The organism is Microbacterium sp. LWH10-1.2 (genome assembly GCF_038397765.1).
GTDB classification, from domain to species: Bacteria; Actinomycetota; Actinomycetes; order Actinomycetales; family Microbacteriaceae; genus Microbacterium; species Microbacterium natoriense.
In genome coordinates this window covers 2473618-2490670 of sequence record NZ_CP151638.1, presented here as the reverse complement: position 1 = coordinate 2490670, position 17053 = coordinate 2473618, and the positions used below count along the sequence as shown (strand labels likewise).

The following is a 17053-nucleotide window of genomic DNA, read 5'->3' as shown; positions in this document are numbered from 1 at the left end:
ACCAGGATGCAGCGCCGTTCCCCACGGCAGGGAATCTCCCCAAGGAGAGCTGAATGACAACCGAGACCCCCACTCGCGTCCTCGTCGTCGATGACGACCCCGACGTCGCGCTGCTCGTCAAGACCGTGCTCGAACGACGAGCCGGCTGCATCGTCGACCTCGCCGCCGACGGTCGCGAGGCCGTCGAACGCATCGCGACGATACGCCCCGACGTGGTCGTGACCGACATCGAGATGCCCGGACTCAACGGACTGGAGCTCCTCGCGGAACTGCGCCGCTCCGCTCCCGCGATCCCCGTGCTGGTGATGACCGCGCACGTGTCCGTCGAGTACGCGGTCTCGGCGCTCCGCGCGCAGGCCGACGAGTTCCTCACCAAGCCTCTCGACAACGTCCGCCTCGTCGAGTCGGTCCAGCGTCTGGCCGTCGAAGGCCGTCGTCGGCGTGAGGCCGAGCGGCGCAGGGAGGTCGTGCTCGCCGTCGGCGCGCACCCCGACGACGTCGAGATCGGCATCGGAGGACTCCTCGCCGCGCACGCCGCGGCCGGAGATGAGATCACGATCCTCACGCTCTCGCGCGGAGCACGGGGAGGGGATGCCGACAGCCGCCAGCGGGAGTCGCTGGCATCGGCGGACATCCTCGGCGCACGGCTCTTCCTGCACGACCTCGTCGACACCGAGATGTCGGGCGGAGGGTCGACGGTGCGCCTCATCGAAGAGGTGGTCCAGGAGATCCAGCCCACCATCGTGTACACCCACTCGCCGCACGACCGGCACCAGGACCACCGCGCGGTGAACGAGGCGACCGCCGTCGCGACCCGTGCCGTGGGGACCGTCGCCTGCTACCAGAGCCCCTCATCGACGATCGACTTCCGTCCGACGCGGTTCGTCCGCATCGACGGCTACGTGGAGCAGAAGCTGCGTCTGCTGGAGTGCTTCGACTCGCAGACGGCGAACCGCGACTACCTCGCACCGGACTTCGTCCGCGCGACGGCGCGGTACTGGTCGCGGTTCGGCGGCGGACTGGCGGTCGAGCCGCTGGAGATCGTCCGGGAGACGGCGGCCTTCGTGGGCGCCCACGAATTCGTGCGACAGGAAGGCTGACATGCCCCGTGTACTCGTGACGGGAGCCGGAGGGCCGGCGGGAGTGGTGGTGATCCGCTCGCTCCTGAAGCGCCCGGAGCTGACCGTCTTCGCGGCCGACATGGACGGGTGGGCCGCAGGGCTCTACCTCGTCCCCGCCGAGCAGCGGCGACTGGTGCCCCCCGGCAGGGCGGAGGAGTTCGTGCCCGCCCTCGCGCGACTGGTCGAGGACGACGCGATCGACGTGGTCGTGTCGACCGTGGACGTCGAGCTCATCGCCCTCTCCGAGCGCCGCGAGGAGCTGGCCCCCGCCGTCCTGGCGGCGCCGTCCACCGACACCCTCGAAGTCTCCCTCGACAAGCTGCTGCTCGCCGAGAGGTGCGCAGACACGGGGCGCGCTCCCCGGACCGTGCTCGCAGGCCCCGCGGCGCAGGCCCTGGACTGGGAGTTCCCCGTCTTCGCGAAGCCCCGCCAGGGTGCGGGCAGCCGTGGCATCCGGCTCGTCCCCGACCGGGCGGCGCTCGATGCGCTCCCCGTCGACGAGGGGCTCATCGTGCAGGACTTCCTCCCCGGGGAGGAGTACTCCGTCGACGTGATCGCGGATGCCGCGGGGCAGGTCGTGGCCGCGGTGCCGCGCACCAGGGCCCGCGTCGACTCCGGGGTCGCGATCGCCGGCCGCACGGTGCACGACCCGGAGCTGGAGGAGACCGCGTCGGCGATCGCGAAGGCGATCGGACTCGTCGGCGTCGCCAACGTGCAGCTGCGCCGAGGCCGCGACGGGCGCGCCATGCTGCTCGAGGTCAACCCGAGGTTCCCCGGAGCGCTGCCGCTGACGATCGCCGCGGGCGTCGACATCCCGTCGCTCGTCGTCGATCTGTTCCTCGGCCGCGAGCTGCCGGCGAGCGTGCCGTTCCGCGAGGTCGCGTTCGTGAGATTCCTCGAGGACGTCATCGTGGAGATCGACGAGGTGCTGGTCTCCGATCACGCGGGGCACCAGGAGGAGCTGTGAGCGACGCCCTGCTCCGGGGAGACCATCACGTCCATTCGACGTTCTCGGATGACGCGGTCTCCACTCCGGAGGAGAACGTCGCCGCGGCCGTGTCCGCGGGGCTCACGACCCTCCGCCTCGTCGACCACGTCCGCCGCGACACCACCTGGGTTCCCGAGTACCTCTCCGCGATCACGGCGCTCCGCGTGCCTGAGGGGCTCACCGTGCTCACCGGCGTGGAGGCGAAGGTGCTCGACGCGTCCGGGCGCCTCGACATCCCCGTTCTCCCGACCGGCGTCGACCGCATCCTCATCGCCGACCATCAGTACCCCGGCGCCGACGGGCCGCTGAGCCCGAGCGAGGTGCGCGAGCGGATCTCCGGCGGATGGGCGACCCGCGACGTGCTCGACCAGTTCACCTCGTCGTTCATCGCGGCAATGGAGCGGCACCCCGGCAACCAGCTCGCCCACTGCTTCTCCCTGCTGCCCAAGATCGGCCTCTCCGAGCAGGACCTCGACGAGGAGGCCCTCGCGGCATGGGCCGAGACCGCCGCGCGGACGGACACGCTCGTGGAGGTCAACGAGAAGTGGGGATGCCCCGAACCGAGGACCCTGCGTGCCCTCCGTGCGGCGGGGGCGAGGCTCGTGGCCTCCACCGACAGCCATGAGGCGGCGACCGTCGGGCGCTACGAGCGGGTGCGTCGTCTGCTGGAAGAGGAGGCGGGGGAGTGACCGCCGACCTGACCTGGCTGCAGACCGCCGTCGTGATCCTGCTCCTCCTCTGCGTCCTCGTCGGCACCCTGCCCGTCATCAACACCGGACTGCAGTTCCTCTCGCTGCCTCTGCACGCGTTCACGAACCACTACGGGAAGGCCGCGCCCTTCCACCCGAACGTGGCGGTCGTGATCCCCGCGTGGAACGAGGGCAGGGTCATCGGCCCCGCGATCGAGCGCCTGCTGCAGCTGGAGTACCCGGCCGAGCGCCTGCGGGTGTTCGTCGTCGACGACGCCTCCGACGACGACACCCCGGAGGTCGTGGCCGCCAAGGCCGCCGCTCACCCCGGACGCGTCGTCCATCTGCGCCGTCAGGTCGGGGGAGAGGGCAAGGCCCACACCCTGAACCACGGTCTCGACGTCGTGCTCGCCGACGAGTGGACCGAAGCGGTGCTCATCATGGACGCCGACGTGATCTTCGCGAGGGATTCGCTGCGCAAGCTCACCCGGCACCTCGCCGACGAGAAGGTCGGCGCGGTGACCGCCTACATCGCCGAGGGCAGCCGCGACCGCAACTACCTCACGCGGTTCATCGCGGTCGAGTACATCATCGGGCAGCTCTCCGCCCGGCGGACGCAGAACGTGCTGGGCGCGATGGCCTGCCTCGCGGGCGGCGCGCAGCTGCACTCCAGGGCCAACCTCGAGGCCATCGGCGGGCGGATCCCCGCTGGCACCCTCGCCGAGGACACCATGACCACCTTCGAGGGGCAGCTCAAGGGCCGTCGTGCGGTGTTCGAGCCGCATGCTCGGGTGCTCGCCGAGGAGCCGCGCTCTATCGACGCCCTCTGGAAGCAGCGCCTGCGCTGGGCCCGCGGCAACGTGCAGCTCACATCGATCTACCGCTCGCTGTGGTTCCGGCCGAGCAAGGAGCACGCGCTCGGCAGCTTCTCCTTCGGGCTGGCTTGGTTCACGATCCTGCTGCTCCCCGCGTTCATGCTCCTCGCGGCCGCGGCCCTCCTGGTGCTCCTGATCCTGCACAGCGACATCGCCGAGTTCGTGTTCCGCTTCATGTGGATCGCGGCGGCGTGCATCTACCTGTTCTCGATCCTCTTCTCGGTGCAGCTCGACCCGAAGACATCACGGCACGCCTGGCGGGAGGCGATCATGTTCCCGGGGCTCGGGGCGCTCCTGCTCATGCTGATCGCGCTGTTCCCCTGGGCGTTCGATGCGCTGGTCCGCGCGCTCGGCGGGTCGCTCACCGAGCAGACCCGCTTCGCCTGGGCGGTGGTCTTCTTCCTCTGGGGGCCGATCTCGATGCTCGGCATCTGGCTCGCCCGCGCGGTGGAGCCGCTGCCCGGCGGCCGGTTCCTCGCCGGGCTGCTCGTGTACATCTGCGGGTACGGATCGCTTCTGTGCGCGGTCACCGTGGATTCCTATCTCAAGGAGTGGCGCCGGGCCGACGCCACCTGGATCAAGACCGAGAAGATCGGGCGGGTCGACTCATGACCGGGATGCCGAACGAGCGCGACGAGCGCGAGGAGATCGCGCGCGACGCGCAGAAGGAGCGGATGCTGGTGCCGCAGGCGCTGATCGCACTGGGCATCGTCGTCGTCATCGTGATCGTCAGAGAGCTGTTCCTCCGATGAGCACGCGACGTCTGGCGCTCGTCGTGGAGGACAGCGAGGATCAGGCGGCGCTGCTGCGCCGGCACCTGGAGCGCGAGGGGTTCGAGGTCTTCGTGGCCAAGGACGCCGAGACCGCCATCGCCGCGTTCGACGAGATCGAACCCGTCATCGCCGTCCTCGACCTGCTTCTCCCCGGCATCTCCGGTCAGGAGTGCGCGCGTCTCGTGCAGCGGCGCTTCCCCGAGTGCTTCCTCGTGATCAGCTCGGTCCTGGACGCGGCGGACTACCCGCCGGCGGATGCCGCGCTCCCGAAGCCGATCATCGGCGCTGATCTCCGCGAGCTCGTCGGAAGGATCGGACGGTGAGCGAGCTGACGACGACGGAGAAGGGGTGGCGCCGGTTCTTCGACGACCCCTCGCCGCTCGTCAAGCAGGCGCCGACGACGATCGCGGTCCTCGTTGCGGCCGTGCTCATGGTCACGATCCCGAGCTTCCCCATCACCAGCGCCGCCGCCGCAGTCGCGGGCGTCGCGGTCGTGATGGCAACGACCGCTCTCGCCGTCGTCCTCAGCATCCGGCATGTGCACGAGGGCTGGGTCGTGCTTCTCATCCCGATCGTCGACATCCTCGGGATCGGCCTGCTGAGAACGGGCACGGGCGGGTCGGGCTCCCTGTTCTCGTCGTTCGTGCTCCTCCCGGTCGTCTGGATCGCGGCGGCCCCCGGCATCCGCCACGTGTTCATCGTGGCGATCTTCACCTCGATCGCCCTGCTCATGCCGTACCTGACCTCGCCACCGCCCGACACGGTGTCGTGGCTGCGCGGCGTGATCGGGCCCCTCGTCTTCGCGGCCGTCGGCGCCCTCGTCAACGAGCTGTCGCGGCAGCAGCGGCTGCGCATCGCGCAGGCCGAGCGTCTGGTGGCCGAGCGCACCGAAGCCCTCGCCGAGAACCTCGCCATGGTCGAGCAGCTCCGTGCGAGCGAAGCCCAGTACCGCACACTGCTCGACTCCTTTCAGAGCCTGTGGCAGTCGATCACCGCCCAGGCCGTCATCGCGACGGACCTCGACGGGAAGATCGTCGAGTGGAACCCGGGAGCCGTGCGCCTGCTCGGGCTGACAACCGCGGAGGCGCTGGCCGACGTCCGGGTCGACCACTTCTTCCCCGCCTCCGCGCTCTCGACGTTCGAGGACTGTCCGGCCACGGCTCCGGCAGATCACGCCCCCGAGCTCCCCGAGGGGCTGCGGCGCCTCTTCGCAGCGGCCGACACCGACCAGTTCGTCGAGGCCGACCTCGACGTCAGGACCGCCGGAGGCTCGTCGGTCCCCGCCCGCCTGACGGTCACGGCGCACCGCGACGGCTCCGGCGTGCGACGAGGGTATCTGCTCGTCATCACCGACGAGACGAAGGCCGTCGAGGTCGCCCGCATGAAGGACGAGTTCGTGGGGATGATCTCGCATGAGCTGCGCACCCCTCTCAGCGCGATCATCGGTTTCCTCGATCTGCTGCAGAACGACCCGGGGCAGCCGCTGACCGCCGACCAGACCGAGTTCGTCGCGGTGATCGAGCGCAATGCGAAACGGCTGCTGAACCTCGTCGGAGACCTCCTCTTCACCGCGCAGGTGGAGTCGGGCCGGTTCCCTCTGGAGAAGGCGGATGCCGACATCGGCGCCCTCGTCGTCTCCGCCGTGGCCTCGGCGCGGCCGCACGCGCAGCGCGAGGGCATCGAGCTCGCCGCGGAGATCCCCGTGGACTCCTTCCGGCTCGACGCCGACGCCGGCCGCGTCGGGCAGGCGCTCGACAACCTGCTCTCCAACGCGATCAAGTTCACCCCGCGCGGCGGCAGGGTGACGGCGCGGGTCGAGCGAGGGGACGGCGTGATCCGGCTCTCGGTCGCCGACACCGGCATCGGCATCCCCGAGGACGAGCAGGGCATGCTCTTCACCCGCTTCTTCCGCGCGTCCAGCGCGACGAGGAACGCGGTACCGGGCGTCGGGCTCGGGCTCACGATCACGCGTGCCATCGTGCTCGCGCACGGCGGATCGATGGACGTCAGCAGCCAGGAGGGGGTCGGCACGGAGTTCCGCATCACCCTGCCGCTCGCGCCCCGCACCGAGGCGCTGCGCCTGGGCTGAGGCGCCGGCGGCGCCCCCGTGTGTCGCGCCGTGACGGCGGGTGACCGCGGGTGACGCCGACCGTGCGGCGCCGCACGGCGCGCGGGTACCTTCGCCGCATGACTCTTCTCCAGGAACAGCTCTCGATCATCGCCGACGTCACCGCCGAGGAGCGCGCTCAGCGTCTCACCTCCGCGGGCACCGCGTGGAACGAGCGCATCGCCGCCGATGCGGGCGCGGCCGCTCTCACCTACAAGGTCACAGGTCGCGGCATCGGATCCGTGGCGACCGAGATCCGCGCGGGGAAGCACCGCTTCCTCGTCGACGAGCCGGGTGCCCTCGCCGGAGACGACGCGGCGGCGAGCCCGGTCGAGTACGCCCTGGGCGCGCTCGTCTCCTGTCAGGTCGTCGTCTTCCGTCTGTACGCCCAGGCGCTCGGGCTCACGATCGACGAGATCGAGATCACGGCCGAGGGCGACCTCGACGTGCGCAAGCTGTTCGGCATCGACGAGTCCGGTCGTGCGGGGTTCCACGACGTGCGCGTGCGGGTCGACATCACGGGTCCCGACACGGCCGAGCAGTACGAGGAGCTGCGCCGGGTCGTCGACGCGCACTGCCCCGTGCTCGACCTGTTCGCGAACCCGGTGCCGACCTCGGGCGCGCTCGTCTGATCGTCGCCGCGGAACCGAGCCGTCGTGGATGGCGGGTGCGCCCGCACCACACCCGCCGTCCGCGACGGTTCGCCGTGCGCCCCGAGTCCTGATAGCCTGGTCGGCTCGCCATGCGGGCGGAAGGACGGCCACGCACGGTGGGGTATATCGATGTCTCCGGCGTCTCATTGACGCTCCCAGACGGCAGACCGCTTCTCGATGAAGCGACATTCAGGGTCGGATCAGGCTCGACGAGCGCGCTGATCGGACCGAACGGCGCAGGCAAGACGACGATGCTGCGGATCATCCGCGGTGATCAGGCGGCGGATGACGGCGTCGTGACGATCGACGGCGGGCTCGGCGTGATGGACCAGTTCGTCGGCCACGGCGAGCCGGGGCAGACGGTGCACGAGCTGCTGGTGCGCGTGGCGCCTCGGCGCATCCGCGCGGCGGCCGAAGCGCTCGAGGTCGCCGAGAACGCGCTCATCGAACGCGACGAGAACGACACGCAGATGGCGTATGCGACCGCGATCTCCGAGTACGCGGATGCCGGCGGCTACGAGCACGAGACGGTGTGGGACCAGTGCACCGTCGCGGCGCTCGGCGTGCCCTTCGAGCGGGCGCGGTACCGCGAGCTCACGACGCTCTCCGGCGGAGAGCAGAAGCGGCTCGCCCTCGAGGCCCTGCTCAGGGGGCCGGACGAGGTGCTGCTCCTCGACGAGCCGGACAACTACCTCGACGTGCCGGCCAAGCGCTGGCTCGAGGAGCAACTGCGGCAGACGCCCAAGACGGTGCTCCTCGTGTCGCACGACCGCGAGCTGCTGGCACGGGCGGCCGATCGCCTCATCACGCTCGAACCGGGCGGCGCCGGTGCGACGGCGTGGGTGCACGGAGGCGGCTTCGCGACCTACCACCAGGCGCGGAGCGACCGCATGGACCGGCTCGACGAGCTGCGCAGGCGGTGGGACGAGCAGCACGAGAAGCTGCGGATCCTGGTCGCGAACCTCAAGGTGAAGGCGTCCGCGAACGACGGCTTCGCGTCGAGATACCAGGCGGCGCAGACCAGACTCCGCAAGTTCGAGGAAGCAGGGCCTCCCGAGGAGCGCCCGCCGGCGCAGGACTTCGACATGCGGCTGCGGGGATCACGGACGGGCAAGCGCGCGGTCGTGGCGACCGGCCTCGAGCTCACCGGCCTCATGCGCCCCTTCGACGCGGAGGTCTGGTACGGCGACAGGGTCGCGGTGCTGGGCTCGAACGGCTCGGGCAAGTCGCACTTCCTGAGGCTGCTGGCCCGAGGGGGCACCGACCCCGACCCCACGCTCGGCCATGTGACGTCGACGGGGGAGCAGCTGAGCGAGGTCGCCCACTCCGGGCAGGCTGTGCTCGGCGCGCGCGTCGTCCCAGGGCTGTTCGCGCAGACGCACGCGCATCCGGAGTTCGTCGGACGCACCCTGCTGGAGATCCTGCACCGCGGAGACGAGCGCAGATCGGGGATGCCGAGGGATGCCGCGAGCTCGGCGCTCGACCGGTACGGCCTCGTGCGGCAGGCACAGCAGACCTTCGAGTCGCTGTCGGGCGGTCAGCAGGCGCGCTTCCAGGTGCTGCTCCTGGAGCTCTCCGGGGCCACCCTGCTGCTGCTCGACGAGCCGACGGACAACCTCGACCTCGAGTCCGCTGAGGCGCTCGAGGATGCTCTCGCGCGGTTCGAGGGCACGGTGCTCGCGGTGACCCACGACCGCTGGTTCGCCCGCTCGTTCGACCGTTTCCTTGTGTTCGGCTCCGACGGCGAGGTCTATGAGGCCGACGCGCCGGTCTGGGACGAGAAGCGGGTCCTGCGAGCGCGCTGACGGGCGCAGTGAGGGGTCGAGAAGTGCGGCATCCGACCGCACGCACTCGACGTTGCTCGACCCCTCACCGACCGTCGGGCAGGCGGAACGGGGATGCTGCGCGCGCCGACGGGTCGAGGGCGAGGTCGGCGAGCACGGCCCCGACGCCCGGGGCGAACTTGAAGCCGTGTCCGGAGAATCCGGCGCCGACGACGATCCGCCCTCGTCGGTCGAGCACGAACGCCGAGTCGTCGGTCGAGGTATAGGTGCAGCTGATCGGAGCGGCGGATGCCGGGTCGAGGCCGGGCATCCACTCCCGCACGTACTCGGCGAGGGCCTCCGCATGGGCGGGGCGGTGCGGTCGCGCGTCGGGGTCGACCACGTCGCCGACGCGATGGAAACCGACCTTCACGCCCTCACCGGGCGTCGGCATGCCGTACACCGTCGCCGGGTGGCGCTCGGGGTCCGCGTAATGGTTGAACGAGGGCCACGCGGCGTCGCCGGTCGGCGCGAAGTGCGCGGGGGACTCCTCCGTGACCGTCAGCCGCGGCAGGTCGAGTGACGGCAGCATCCGCGATGTCCATGCGCCGACCGTGACCACGGCGACCTCGGCGTCCAGCGTGCCCGAGGGCAGCGTCAGCCGCACCCCGGCATCCGTGTCGTCGATGCGGAGCACCGGCGTCTCCCACCGCACTTCTCCGCCCTCGGCGACGATGCGGCGCTCCAGCTCGACCAGCGCGGCCGACGCCCTGGCGACGCCGGCGTCGCGCGAGTACAGCACGTCGTCGGCGAAGCGCATGCCGGGCCAGCGGCGGGTCGCCTCGGCGGCGGACAGCATCACGGCGTGGATGCCGCGCTCGCCGAGGCGGCGGGCGATCGGGTCGAGGTCGAGGAGGCCGTGGGTCACCAGGCCGTGGAGGCGCAGCAGCGGTTCGCCGTCGACGGCGCCGAGCGCGTCCCACCCCTCGCGGGCGCGCACGAGGAGGTCGAGGTAGTGCTCGTCGTCGTAGGCGTTGTTGAAGTTGCGGGTGGCTCCGTGGGAGGCCCCCTCGTGGTGTCCGCGGGCGAAGCGCTCGAGCACCACGGGTCTGAGGCCCCGGCGCGCGAGTTCCCACGCCGTCGCCAGCCCCATCACGCCGCCGCCCACGACCGCGATCTGCACGGCATCCGTCTTCATGCGTCCTCCCTGAGGGTCGGCTCCAGTCTCCCAGCCGTCGATGCCTCCGCGTGCCGGGTAGTCTGGTCTGGTGACCACAGAGATCGATCTCGGCCGAGGAAAGCGCGCGCGACGCGCGTACACGTTCGACGACATCGCGGTGGTGCCCTCGCGGCGCACCCGCAACCCCGAAGACGTGTCCACCGCATGGACCATCGACGCCTTCGGCTTCGAGATCCCGGTGCTCGGCGCGCCGATGGACTCGGTCGTGAGCCCGAAGACCGCGATCATGCTCGGTCAGCTGGGCGGCCTCGGCGTGCTCGACCTCGAAGGGGTCTGGACCCGCTACGAGGACCCGGAGCCCCTTCTCGCGGAGATCGCGGGTCTGAGCGACGAGAGCGCGACGACGCGGATGCAGGAGCTGTACTCCGAGCCGATCAAGCCCGAGCTCATCACGCGCCGACTTGCGGAGATCCGCGACGCGGGCGTCACCGTCGCAGGCTCCCTCACGCCGCAGCGCACCCAGGAGTTCTACGACACGGTCGCCGCCGCCGGCGTCGATCTGTTCGTGATCCGCGGCACCACGGTGTCGGCGGAGCACGTGTCGAGCGTCGACCAGCCGCTCAACCTCAAGAAGTTCATCTACGACCTCGACGTCCCCGTGATCGTCGGCGGCGCCGCGACCTACACAGCGGCACTGCACCTCATGCGCACCGGAGCCGCCGGCGTCCTCGTCGGGTTCGGCGGAGGAGCGGCGTCGACGACGCGCGCGACCCTCGGCATCCACGCCCCGATGGCGACGGCCGTGTCCGACGTGGCCGCGGCCCGCCGCGACTACCTCGACGAGTCGGGCGGGCGCTACGTGCACGTGATCGCCGACGGCGGTGTCGGCACGTCGGGCGACATCGTCAAGGCTCTCGCCATGGGTGCTGACGCGGTCATGCTCGGCGTCGCGCTGGCCCGTGCCACCGATGCTCCCGGCCGCGGGTTCCACTGGGGCCCTGAGGCGCACCACCCGAAGCTCCCGCGCGGCCGTCGCGTCGAGGTCGGCGGCATCGGCACGCTCGAAGAGGTCCTGTACGGTCCCGCCCCGGTGGCGGACGGCACGGCGAACCTCATCGGGGCGCTCCGCAAGTCGATGGCGACCACCGGATACTCCGATCTCAAGGAGTTCCAGCGGGTCGAGGTCGTCCTGGCGCCCTACGAGGCCTGAGGGCCCGCGCTTCACCGTGACCACCCCTGCGCTGTTCCCGCCCACCCTGCGTGAGGTGATGCTCCGGGGACGCTGGATCGGCATGCTGCTGCTCTGCCTCGTCGTCGCCGGCGTGTTCGCCTGGCTCGGGCAGTGGCAGCTCGGGCGTGCGATCGACACGTCGCCGCAGGCCCCAGGGGCCACCGAGCAGGTCCGTCCGCTCACGGATGTCGTGGAGCCGGGGGAGTATCTGAACGAACCTCTCGTGGGGCAGCGCGTGAAGACGACGGGGCACTGGATCCCCGGGGACTTCATCGTCGTGTCGACCCGCTTCAACGACGGTGCGCAGGGCTACTGGGTGACCGGTCAGCTGCGCGTCGCCGAGCGCATGTCGATCGCCGTCGCGATCGGCTGGGCGCCGGATCGGGAGTCGGCCGATGCCGCCGTCGCGGATCTGGAAGCGGATGCCGACGGCTCCGAGGTCTCGGTGACCGGACGCATCATCTCCGATGAAGGGCCGGTCGTCCCGCCCCGCGACGAACCGGACAGGCTGGACCGCATGTCCCCGGCCGCGCTGCTGAGCCGCTGGCACGACGTGGACCAGCTGAGCGTGTACCGCCCGTACCTCGCGTCGATCTCGGCCGTCGACGGACTGGTCGACATCTCGTCGCCGGCGCCGGAGGAGGGCTCCTCGGTGAACTGGCTGAACATCTTCTACGCGGTCGAGTGGGCGATCTTCGCAGGCTTCGCGTTCTACCTCTGGTACCGCCTCGCGAAAGACGCCTGGGAGCGAGAGGTCGAGGAGTTCGAAGACGCGGCATCCGCGTGAACTCCGCGCATCCGCGCACCCGCTCGCGCGCATCTGCGCGATGATTGTGGGCTCTCTCCGAACGGTTTTGTCGATCGGATGAGCAATGCATGACGAATCGGCAAACAGCGTTGAGGATGTCCGGGCCCGTCCGTAAGCTCCCACACATATGTGTTGGCTGGGAGACCGGCGAGCACGATCGGAGGCTCCACAAGAGTCCTCCGCATACGAGATCCGCAACGCCGAGGAGACCTGCCGAATGAACTTCGCCCCCGACGACGGCGCCCGAGAGGGCCTCGCTTCGTCTGCGCACCGGAAGCGGGGGCGCATCGGCGCTCTCGCTGCGACCTGCATCGCCGCCCTGAGCCTCGGCTCCCTGGTCGCGACGCCCGCCTTCGCCAGCACCGACGGAACAGGGGTGGTGATCAACGAGGCCTACCTCTCCGGTGGCAGCGCCGGCGCGGCCTTCACCAACAAGTTCGTCGAGCTCTACAACCCGACCTCCGCGCCGATCACGCTCGACGGCAAGTCGCTGCAGTACCGCTCGGCGACCGGCACGGCCGCCTTCTCCGGCGTCGCCGCCCTCACCGGCACGATCCCGGCCGGCGGCTACTACCTCGTGCAGGGAGGCAGCAACGGCGCGAACGGCGCGGCGCTCCCCAAGGCGGATGCCGTCAGCACCCTCAACCCGAGCGGCTCCTCCGGCACGATCGCACTCGTCGACGGCACCGCCGCGGTGAACCTCGCCCCCGGTTCGACCGCGGGCGCCGCCGGCGTCATCGACGTCCTCGGCTACGGAACCTCGAACACCTTCGAGACCGCGGCGGCGACCCCGCCGGCCGGGAACACCGACGTGAAGTCGCTGAACCGCACCGGCGGCACGGACACCGACAACAACAGCGTCGACTTCACCCTCTCGGCGTCGGTCACGCCGCAGGGCTCCGGCGGCACCGATCCGGGCACCGACCCCGGCACGCAGCCCACCAAGGCCACCATCACCGAGGTCCAGGGCACGACCGACGTCTCGCCGCTGAACGGCAAGACCGTCACGGTCGAGGGCGTCGTCACCGCCGACTACCGCACGGGCGGCTACAAGGGCGTCACGATCCAGACGCAGGGCTCTGGCGGCGCGAACGACGCGACGCCCGGAGCATCCGACGGCGTCTTCGTGTTCCTGAACGCGCTCACCCCGACCCTCGCGATCGGCGACCTCGTCTCGGTCACGGGCCCCGTGAGCGAGTACTTCGGCCAGACGCAGGTGAACCCCGCGACCGCCTCCGCGATCTCGGTGGTGCAGGCGGGCGTCGGCGTCCCCGCCGCGACTCCGCTGCCCGACACGGCGGTCGGCGCCGCACGCGAGCAGTTCGAGAGCATGTACGTCGCTCCGACCGGCACCTACCGCGTCGCGTCCAGCCACCAGCTGTACAACTACGGCGCGCTGTGGCTGAACGTGGGTGGCGGACTCGCCCAGAAGAGCACCGAGGCCGCTCTTCCCGGCCCGGATGCAGCGGCGATCACCGCCGCCAACCGTGCGAACCGCATCCTCCTCGATGACGGATGGTCGATCCAGGTCACGAACAACGGCCACCCGAACGACCAGCCGTACTTCACCAAGGACGCGGTCGTCCGCAACGGCGACACCGTCGACTTCGGCGACAACGGCTACGTGCTGCAGTGGAGCTTCGACGACTGGCGTCTGCAGCCGGTGGTGCCGATCGACAGCACGTCGTCGGCCGACCTCAAGGTGGGCTTCACCGCCACGAACCCGCGCCCCGCTAAGGCTCCGGTCGTCGGCGGCGACGTGCAGGTCGCGTCGTTCAACGTCTACAACTACTTCACGACGCTGAAGAGCCAGAACTCGAACGCGCGAGGAGCGGCGACCGCTGCGGAGTTCGCGATCCAGAAGTCGAAGATCGTGGCGGCCATCAACGGCCTCGACGCCGAGATCGTCTCGCTCATGGAGATCGAGAACTCGGTCAAGCTCGGCGGCACGCTGGACTCGGCCCTCGCCGATCTGGTCGCGGGTCTCAACGAGGCCGCGGGCAGCGATGTCTGGGCCTACGTGCACACCCCGGCGGCGCTGAACAACGCGGCGACGACCGACTACATCACCAGCGCGATCATCTACAAGAAGGGCGCCGTCTCCCCGGTGGGCGACAGCATGACCGTCACGGATGAGACCGTCTGGGGCAACGCCCGCGAGCCGATCGCCCAGGCGTTCGACGTCGACGGCCGTGTGGTCACGGTCGTCGCGAACCACCTGAAGTCGAAGTCCGACCCCAAGGACGGCACCCCGGTGCCGGCCGACGAGCAGGGCTTCTTCAACGCCGACCGCGTCGCCCAGGCGAAGTCGATCCTCGCGTTCACGCAGAAGATCGAGCAGACCACGGGCAGCGCCGACATGCTGCTCATCGGCGACTTCAACGCCTACGCGAAGGAGGACCCGATCCGGGTCTTCACGGATGCGGGCTGGAGCGACGTCGCGCGTGAGAAGGCGGCGGACGAGCACACGTACAGCTTCGACGGGGAGGTCGGCTCGCTCGACCACGTCATCGCCTCGCCGTCGCTCGCCTCGTCGATCACCGGAGCCGGCGTCTGGAGCATCAACTCGCCCGAGTGGAGCGACCGCGGCTACGCGTTCGGCGCCACCGAGTCGGGCACGCCCTACCGCTCCAGCGACCACGACCCGATCATCGTCGGCGTCTCGGCCACGACCCCGCCGGTGAGCATCGACGTCGTCACGGTCAACGACTTCCACGGTCGGATCGAGGCCGACGGGGCCGCTGCCGGAGCCGCGGTCCTCGCGGGCGCCGTCAAGCAGTTCCGCGCGGAGAATCCGAACACGATCTTCGCCGGAGCCGGCGACCTGATCGGCGCCTCGACGTTCACCTCGTTCATCAACGACGACAACCCCACCATCGACGCGCTCAACGCCGCAGGACTCGACGTGAGCGCCGCGGGCAACCACGAGTTCGATCAGGGCTGGGCCGACCTGCGCGACCGCGTGCAGGAGCGCGCGAACTGGGAGTACATCTCCTCGAACGTGTTCCTCACCGAGACCGGGCAGCCTGCGCTCGCCCCGGCCTGGGTCAAGGAGCTCGACGGCGTGCGCGTCGGCTTCGTGGGCGCCGTGACGGAGGACCTCGACTCGCTCGTGTCCCCCGACGGCATCAAGGACCTCGAGGTCCGCAGCATCGTCGACTCGGTGAACGCCGTGGCCGACGACCTGCGCGACGGCGACGAGTCCAACGGCGAGGCGGATGTCGTCATCCTCCTCGTGCACGAGGGCGCAGCCACGGTCGACGTGTCCAGCATCACGCCGGACTCGCCGCTCGGGGAGATCGTCTACGGGGTGGACAAGGACGTGGACGCCATCGTCTCGGCGCACACGCACCTCGCCTACAACCACGTCATCGACGGACGTCCGGTCGTCTCGGCCGGTCAGTACGGCGAGAACCTCGGCCTGATGAACATCAAGGTCGACCCGAAGACGAAGGACCTGATCTCGATCACCAACCAGATCAAGCCCCTCACCGCGGGCGGCAAGCCGCTCTACCCGGCAGTGCCGGAGGTGGCCGACATCGTCGCGAAGGCCAAGGCGGAGGCCGACATCCTCGGCGCCGTCAAGGTCGGCGACATCACGGGCGACCTCAACCGCGCTCGCCAGAGCGACGGCAAGACGGAGAACCGCGGTGGCGAGTCCACCATCGGCAACTTCGTCGCCGACGTGCAGAAGTGGTCCACCGGCGCCGACCTGGCGCTGATGAACCCGGGTGGCATCCGCGCGAACCTCACCTACGCGTCGAGCGGGGCGAGCGACCCGAACGGCAACGTCACCTACCGCGAGGCGGCGACGGTCCAGCCGTTCGCCAACACGCTGGTCACGTTGACGCTCACGGGCGCCCAGCTGAAGAGCGTGCTCGAGGAGCAGTGGCAGCCGGCCGGCTCGGCGCGTCCGTTCCTCAAGCTCGGCGTCTCCAAGGAGCTGTCGTACACGTACGACCCCACGGCGGCCCAGGGCTCGCGGATCACGACGATGACGCTGAACGGCGCACCGGTCGACCCCGCGGCGAACTACACGGTGGCGGCGAACTCGTTCCTTGCGGCGGGCGGAGACAACTTCACCTCGTTCAAGCTCGGCACGGGCAAGCGCGACACCGGCAAGATCGACCTGCAGTCCATGGTCGACTGGTTCGACGCGAACAAGACGGCGACCCCCGACCTCGCGCAGCGTGCGGTCGGCGTCGCGGTCAGCGCCCCGGATGCCGACGGCTACAGCGCCGGCGACCAGGTCACCGTGTCGCTCTCCTCGCTGGCGTTCAGCGCAGGCGAGCAGGCGCCGGGCGAGGTGACGCTGAAGCTCGGCGACACCGTGCTCGCGACGGGCGCGATCGACCCGGCCATCGTCGACACCTTCGACGAGGTCGGCCGCGCGGCGCTCACGTTCACGGTTCCGTCCGGTGTGTACGGCGCGACGTCGCTCACGGTCTCGGTCGCGGGCACCGGAACCACGGCGCAGGTGCCGTTCACGATCGCGGGTCAGCCCGTGTTCGCGGGCACCATCGCCCTGGACTCCTCGAAGGTCACCGCGGGCAAGAAGCTCACGATCACCGGAAAGGGCTACCAGGCCGGGGAGACCGTGACGGTTCAGCTGCAGCCGAAGAAGGGTCAGCCGCTCACACTCGGCACGGTCCAGGTCCGCGCGGACGGGACGTTCAGCACGTCGGTCGTCGTGCCGAAGAGCGTGCCTGCGGGCAAGTACACCGTGGCGGTGGCTCAGGCCGACGGCGACAAGGCGACCGCAACGGTCACCGTGAACAAGGCGGGTGGCATCGGCGGCATCATCGGTGCGATCCTCGACTGGCTCTGGGACATCATCAAGGGCTGGTTCTGACCTTCAGGGACAA

Annotated in this window: 13 protein-coding genes; 12 read left to right on the top strand and 1 reads right to left on the bottom strand. The window is 70.3% G+C overall.

Annotated features, from left to right (window positions below):
- The first annotated feature begins 53 nt into the window (after positions 1–53).
- From MRBLWH10_RS11850 to MRBLWH10_RS11810, 9 genes are all read left to right on the top strand, one after another.
- Positions 54–1100 (top strand): response regulator, encoded by a 1047-nt coding sequence (locus MRBLWH10_RS11850; protein WP_341940021.1) that lies wholly within the window; start codon positions 54–56, stop codon positions 1098–1100.
- 1 nt (position 1101) lies between these two features.
- Entirely contained in the window at positions 1102–2088 is a 987-nt protein-coding gene (locus MRBLWH10_RS11845; protein ID WP_341940020.1) for an ATP-grasp domain-containing protein, read from the top strand.
- Positions 2085–2798, top strand: coding sequence for a PHP domain-containing protein (locus MRBLWH10_RS11840; RefSeq protein WP_341940019.1), 714 nt, complete (start codon positions 2085–2087; stop codon positions 2796–2798). Before MRBLWH10_RS11845 ends, MRBLWH10_RS11840 begins: the two co-directional genes overlap by 4 nt.
- Positions 2795–4285 carry a glycosyltransferase gene (locus MRBLWH10_RS11835; protein WP_341940018.1) on the top strand — a complete coding sequence of 497 codons (1491 nt, stop codon included), beginning with the start codon at positions 2795–2797 and terminating at the stop codon, positions 4283–4285. The genes MRBLWH10_RS11840 and MRBLWH10_RS11835 overlap by 4 nt, the downstream gene beginning before the upstream one ends.
- Entirely contained in the window at positions 4282–4425 is a 144-nt protein-coding gene (locus MRBLWH10_RS11830; protein ID WP_341940017.1) for a hypothetical protein, read from the top strand. Before MRBLWH10_RS11835 ends, MRBLWH10_RS11830 begins: the two co-directional genes overlap by 4 nt.
- Complete coding sequence (locus MRBLWH10_RS11825) at positions 4422–4769, top strand: response regulator (RefSeq protein ID WP_341940016.1); 348 nt, start codon at positions 4422–4424, stop codon at positions 4767–4769. Before MRBLWH10_RS11830 ends, MRBLWH10_RS11825 begins: the two co-directional genes overlap by 4 nt.
- Entirely contained in the window at positions 4766–6535 is a 1770-nt protein-coding gene (locus tag MRBLWH10_RS11820) for an ATP-binding protein (RefSeq protein WP_341940015.1), read from the top strand. Before MRBLWH10_RS11825 ends, MRBLWH10_RS11820 begins: the two co-directional genes overlap by 4 nt.
- A gap of 98 nt (positions 6536–6633) precedes the next feature.
- Entirely contained in the window at positions 6634–7185 is a 552-nt protein-coding gene (locus MRBLWH10_RS11815) for an OsmC family protein (RefSeq protein WP_105672786.1), read from the top strand.
- Positions 7186–7322: 137 nt separating this feature from the next.
- Positions 7323–9011: an ATP-binding cassette domain-containing protein gene (locus MRBLWH10_RS11810; RefSeq protein ID WP_341940014.1), complete on the top strand. Its 1689-nt coding sequence runs from the start codon at positions 7323–7325 to the stop codon at positions 9009–9011.
- A gap of 64 nt (positions 9012–9075) precedes the next feature.
- Here the strand turns inward: MRBLWH10_RS11810 and MRBLWH10_RS11805 are convergent, their stop codons facing one another.
- Positions 9076–10167 (bottom strand): FAD-dependent oxidoreductase, encoded by a 1092-nt coding sequence (locus MRBLWH10_RS11805; RefSeq protein ID WP_341940013.1) that lies wholly within the window; start codon positions 10165–10167, stop codon positions 9076–9078.
- A gap of 70 nt (positions 10168–10237) precedes the next feature.
- On the opposite strand from MRBLWH10_RS11805, the gene MRBLWH10_RS11800 reads away from it, so the two are divergent.
- The 3 genes from MRBLWH10_RS11800 to MRBLWH10_RS11790 all read left to right on the top strand — a co-directional run bounded on the left by MRBLWH10_RS11800 (position 10238) and on the right by MRBLWH10_RS11790 (position 17040).
- On the top strand, positions 10238–11359 hold the full coding sequence (locus MRBLWH10_RS11800; RefSeq protein ID WP_105672720.1) for a GuaB3 family IMP dehydrogenase-related protein: 1122 nt from the start codon (positions 10238–10240) through the stop codon (positions 11357–11359).
- A 58-nt stretch (positions 11360–11417) separates the two neighbouring features.
- Positions 11418–12167, top strand: coding sequence for an SURF1 family cytochrome oxidase biogenesis protein (locus MRBLWH10_RS11795; protein WP_341942592.1), 750 nt, complete (start codon positions 11418–11420; stop codon positions 12165–12167).
- Positions 12168–12405: 238 nt separating this feature from the next.
- The gene (locus tag MRBLWH10_RS11790) at positions 12406–17040 is read left to right on the top strand and encodes an ExeM/NucH family extracellular endonuclease (RefSeq protein ID WP_341940012.1); all 4635 of its coding nucleotides are present in this window, start codon (positions 12406–12408) and stop codon (positions 17038–17040) included.
- Positions 17041–17053 lie beyond the last annotated feature (13 nt).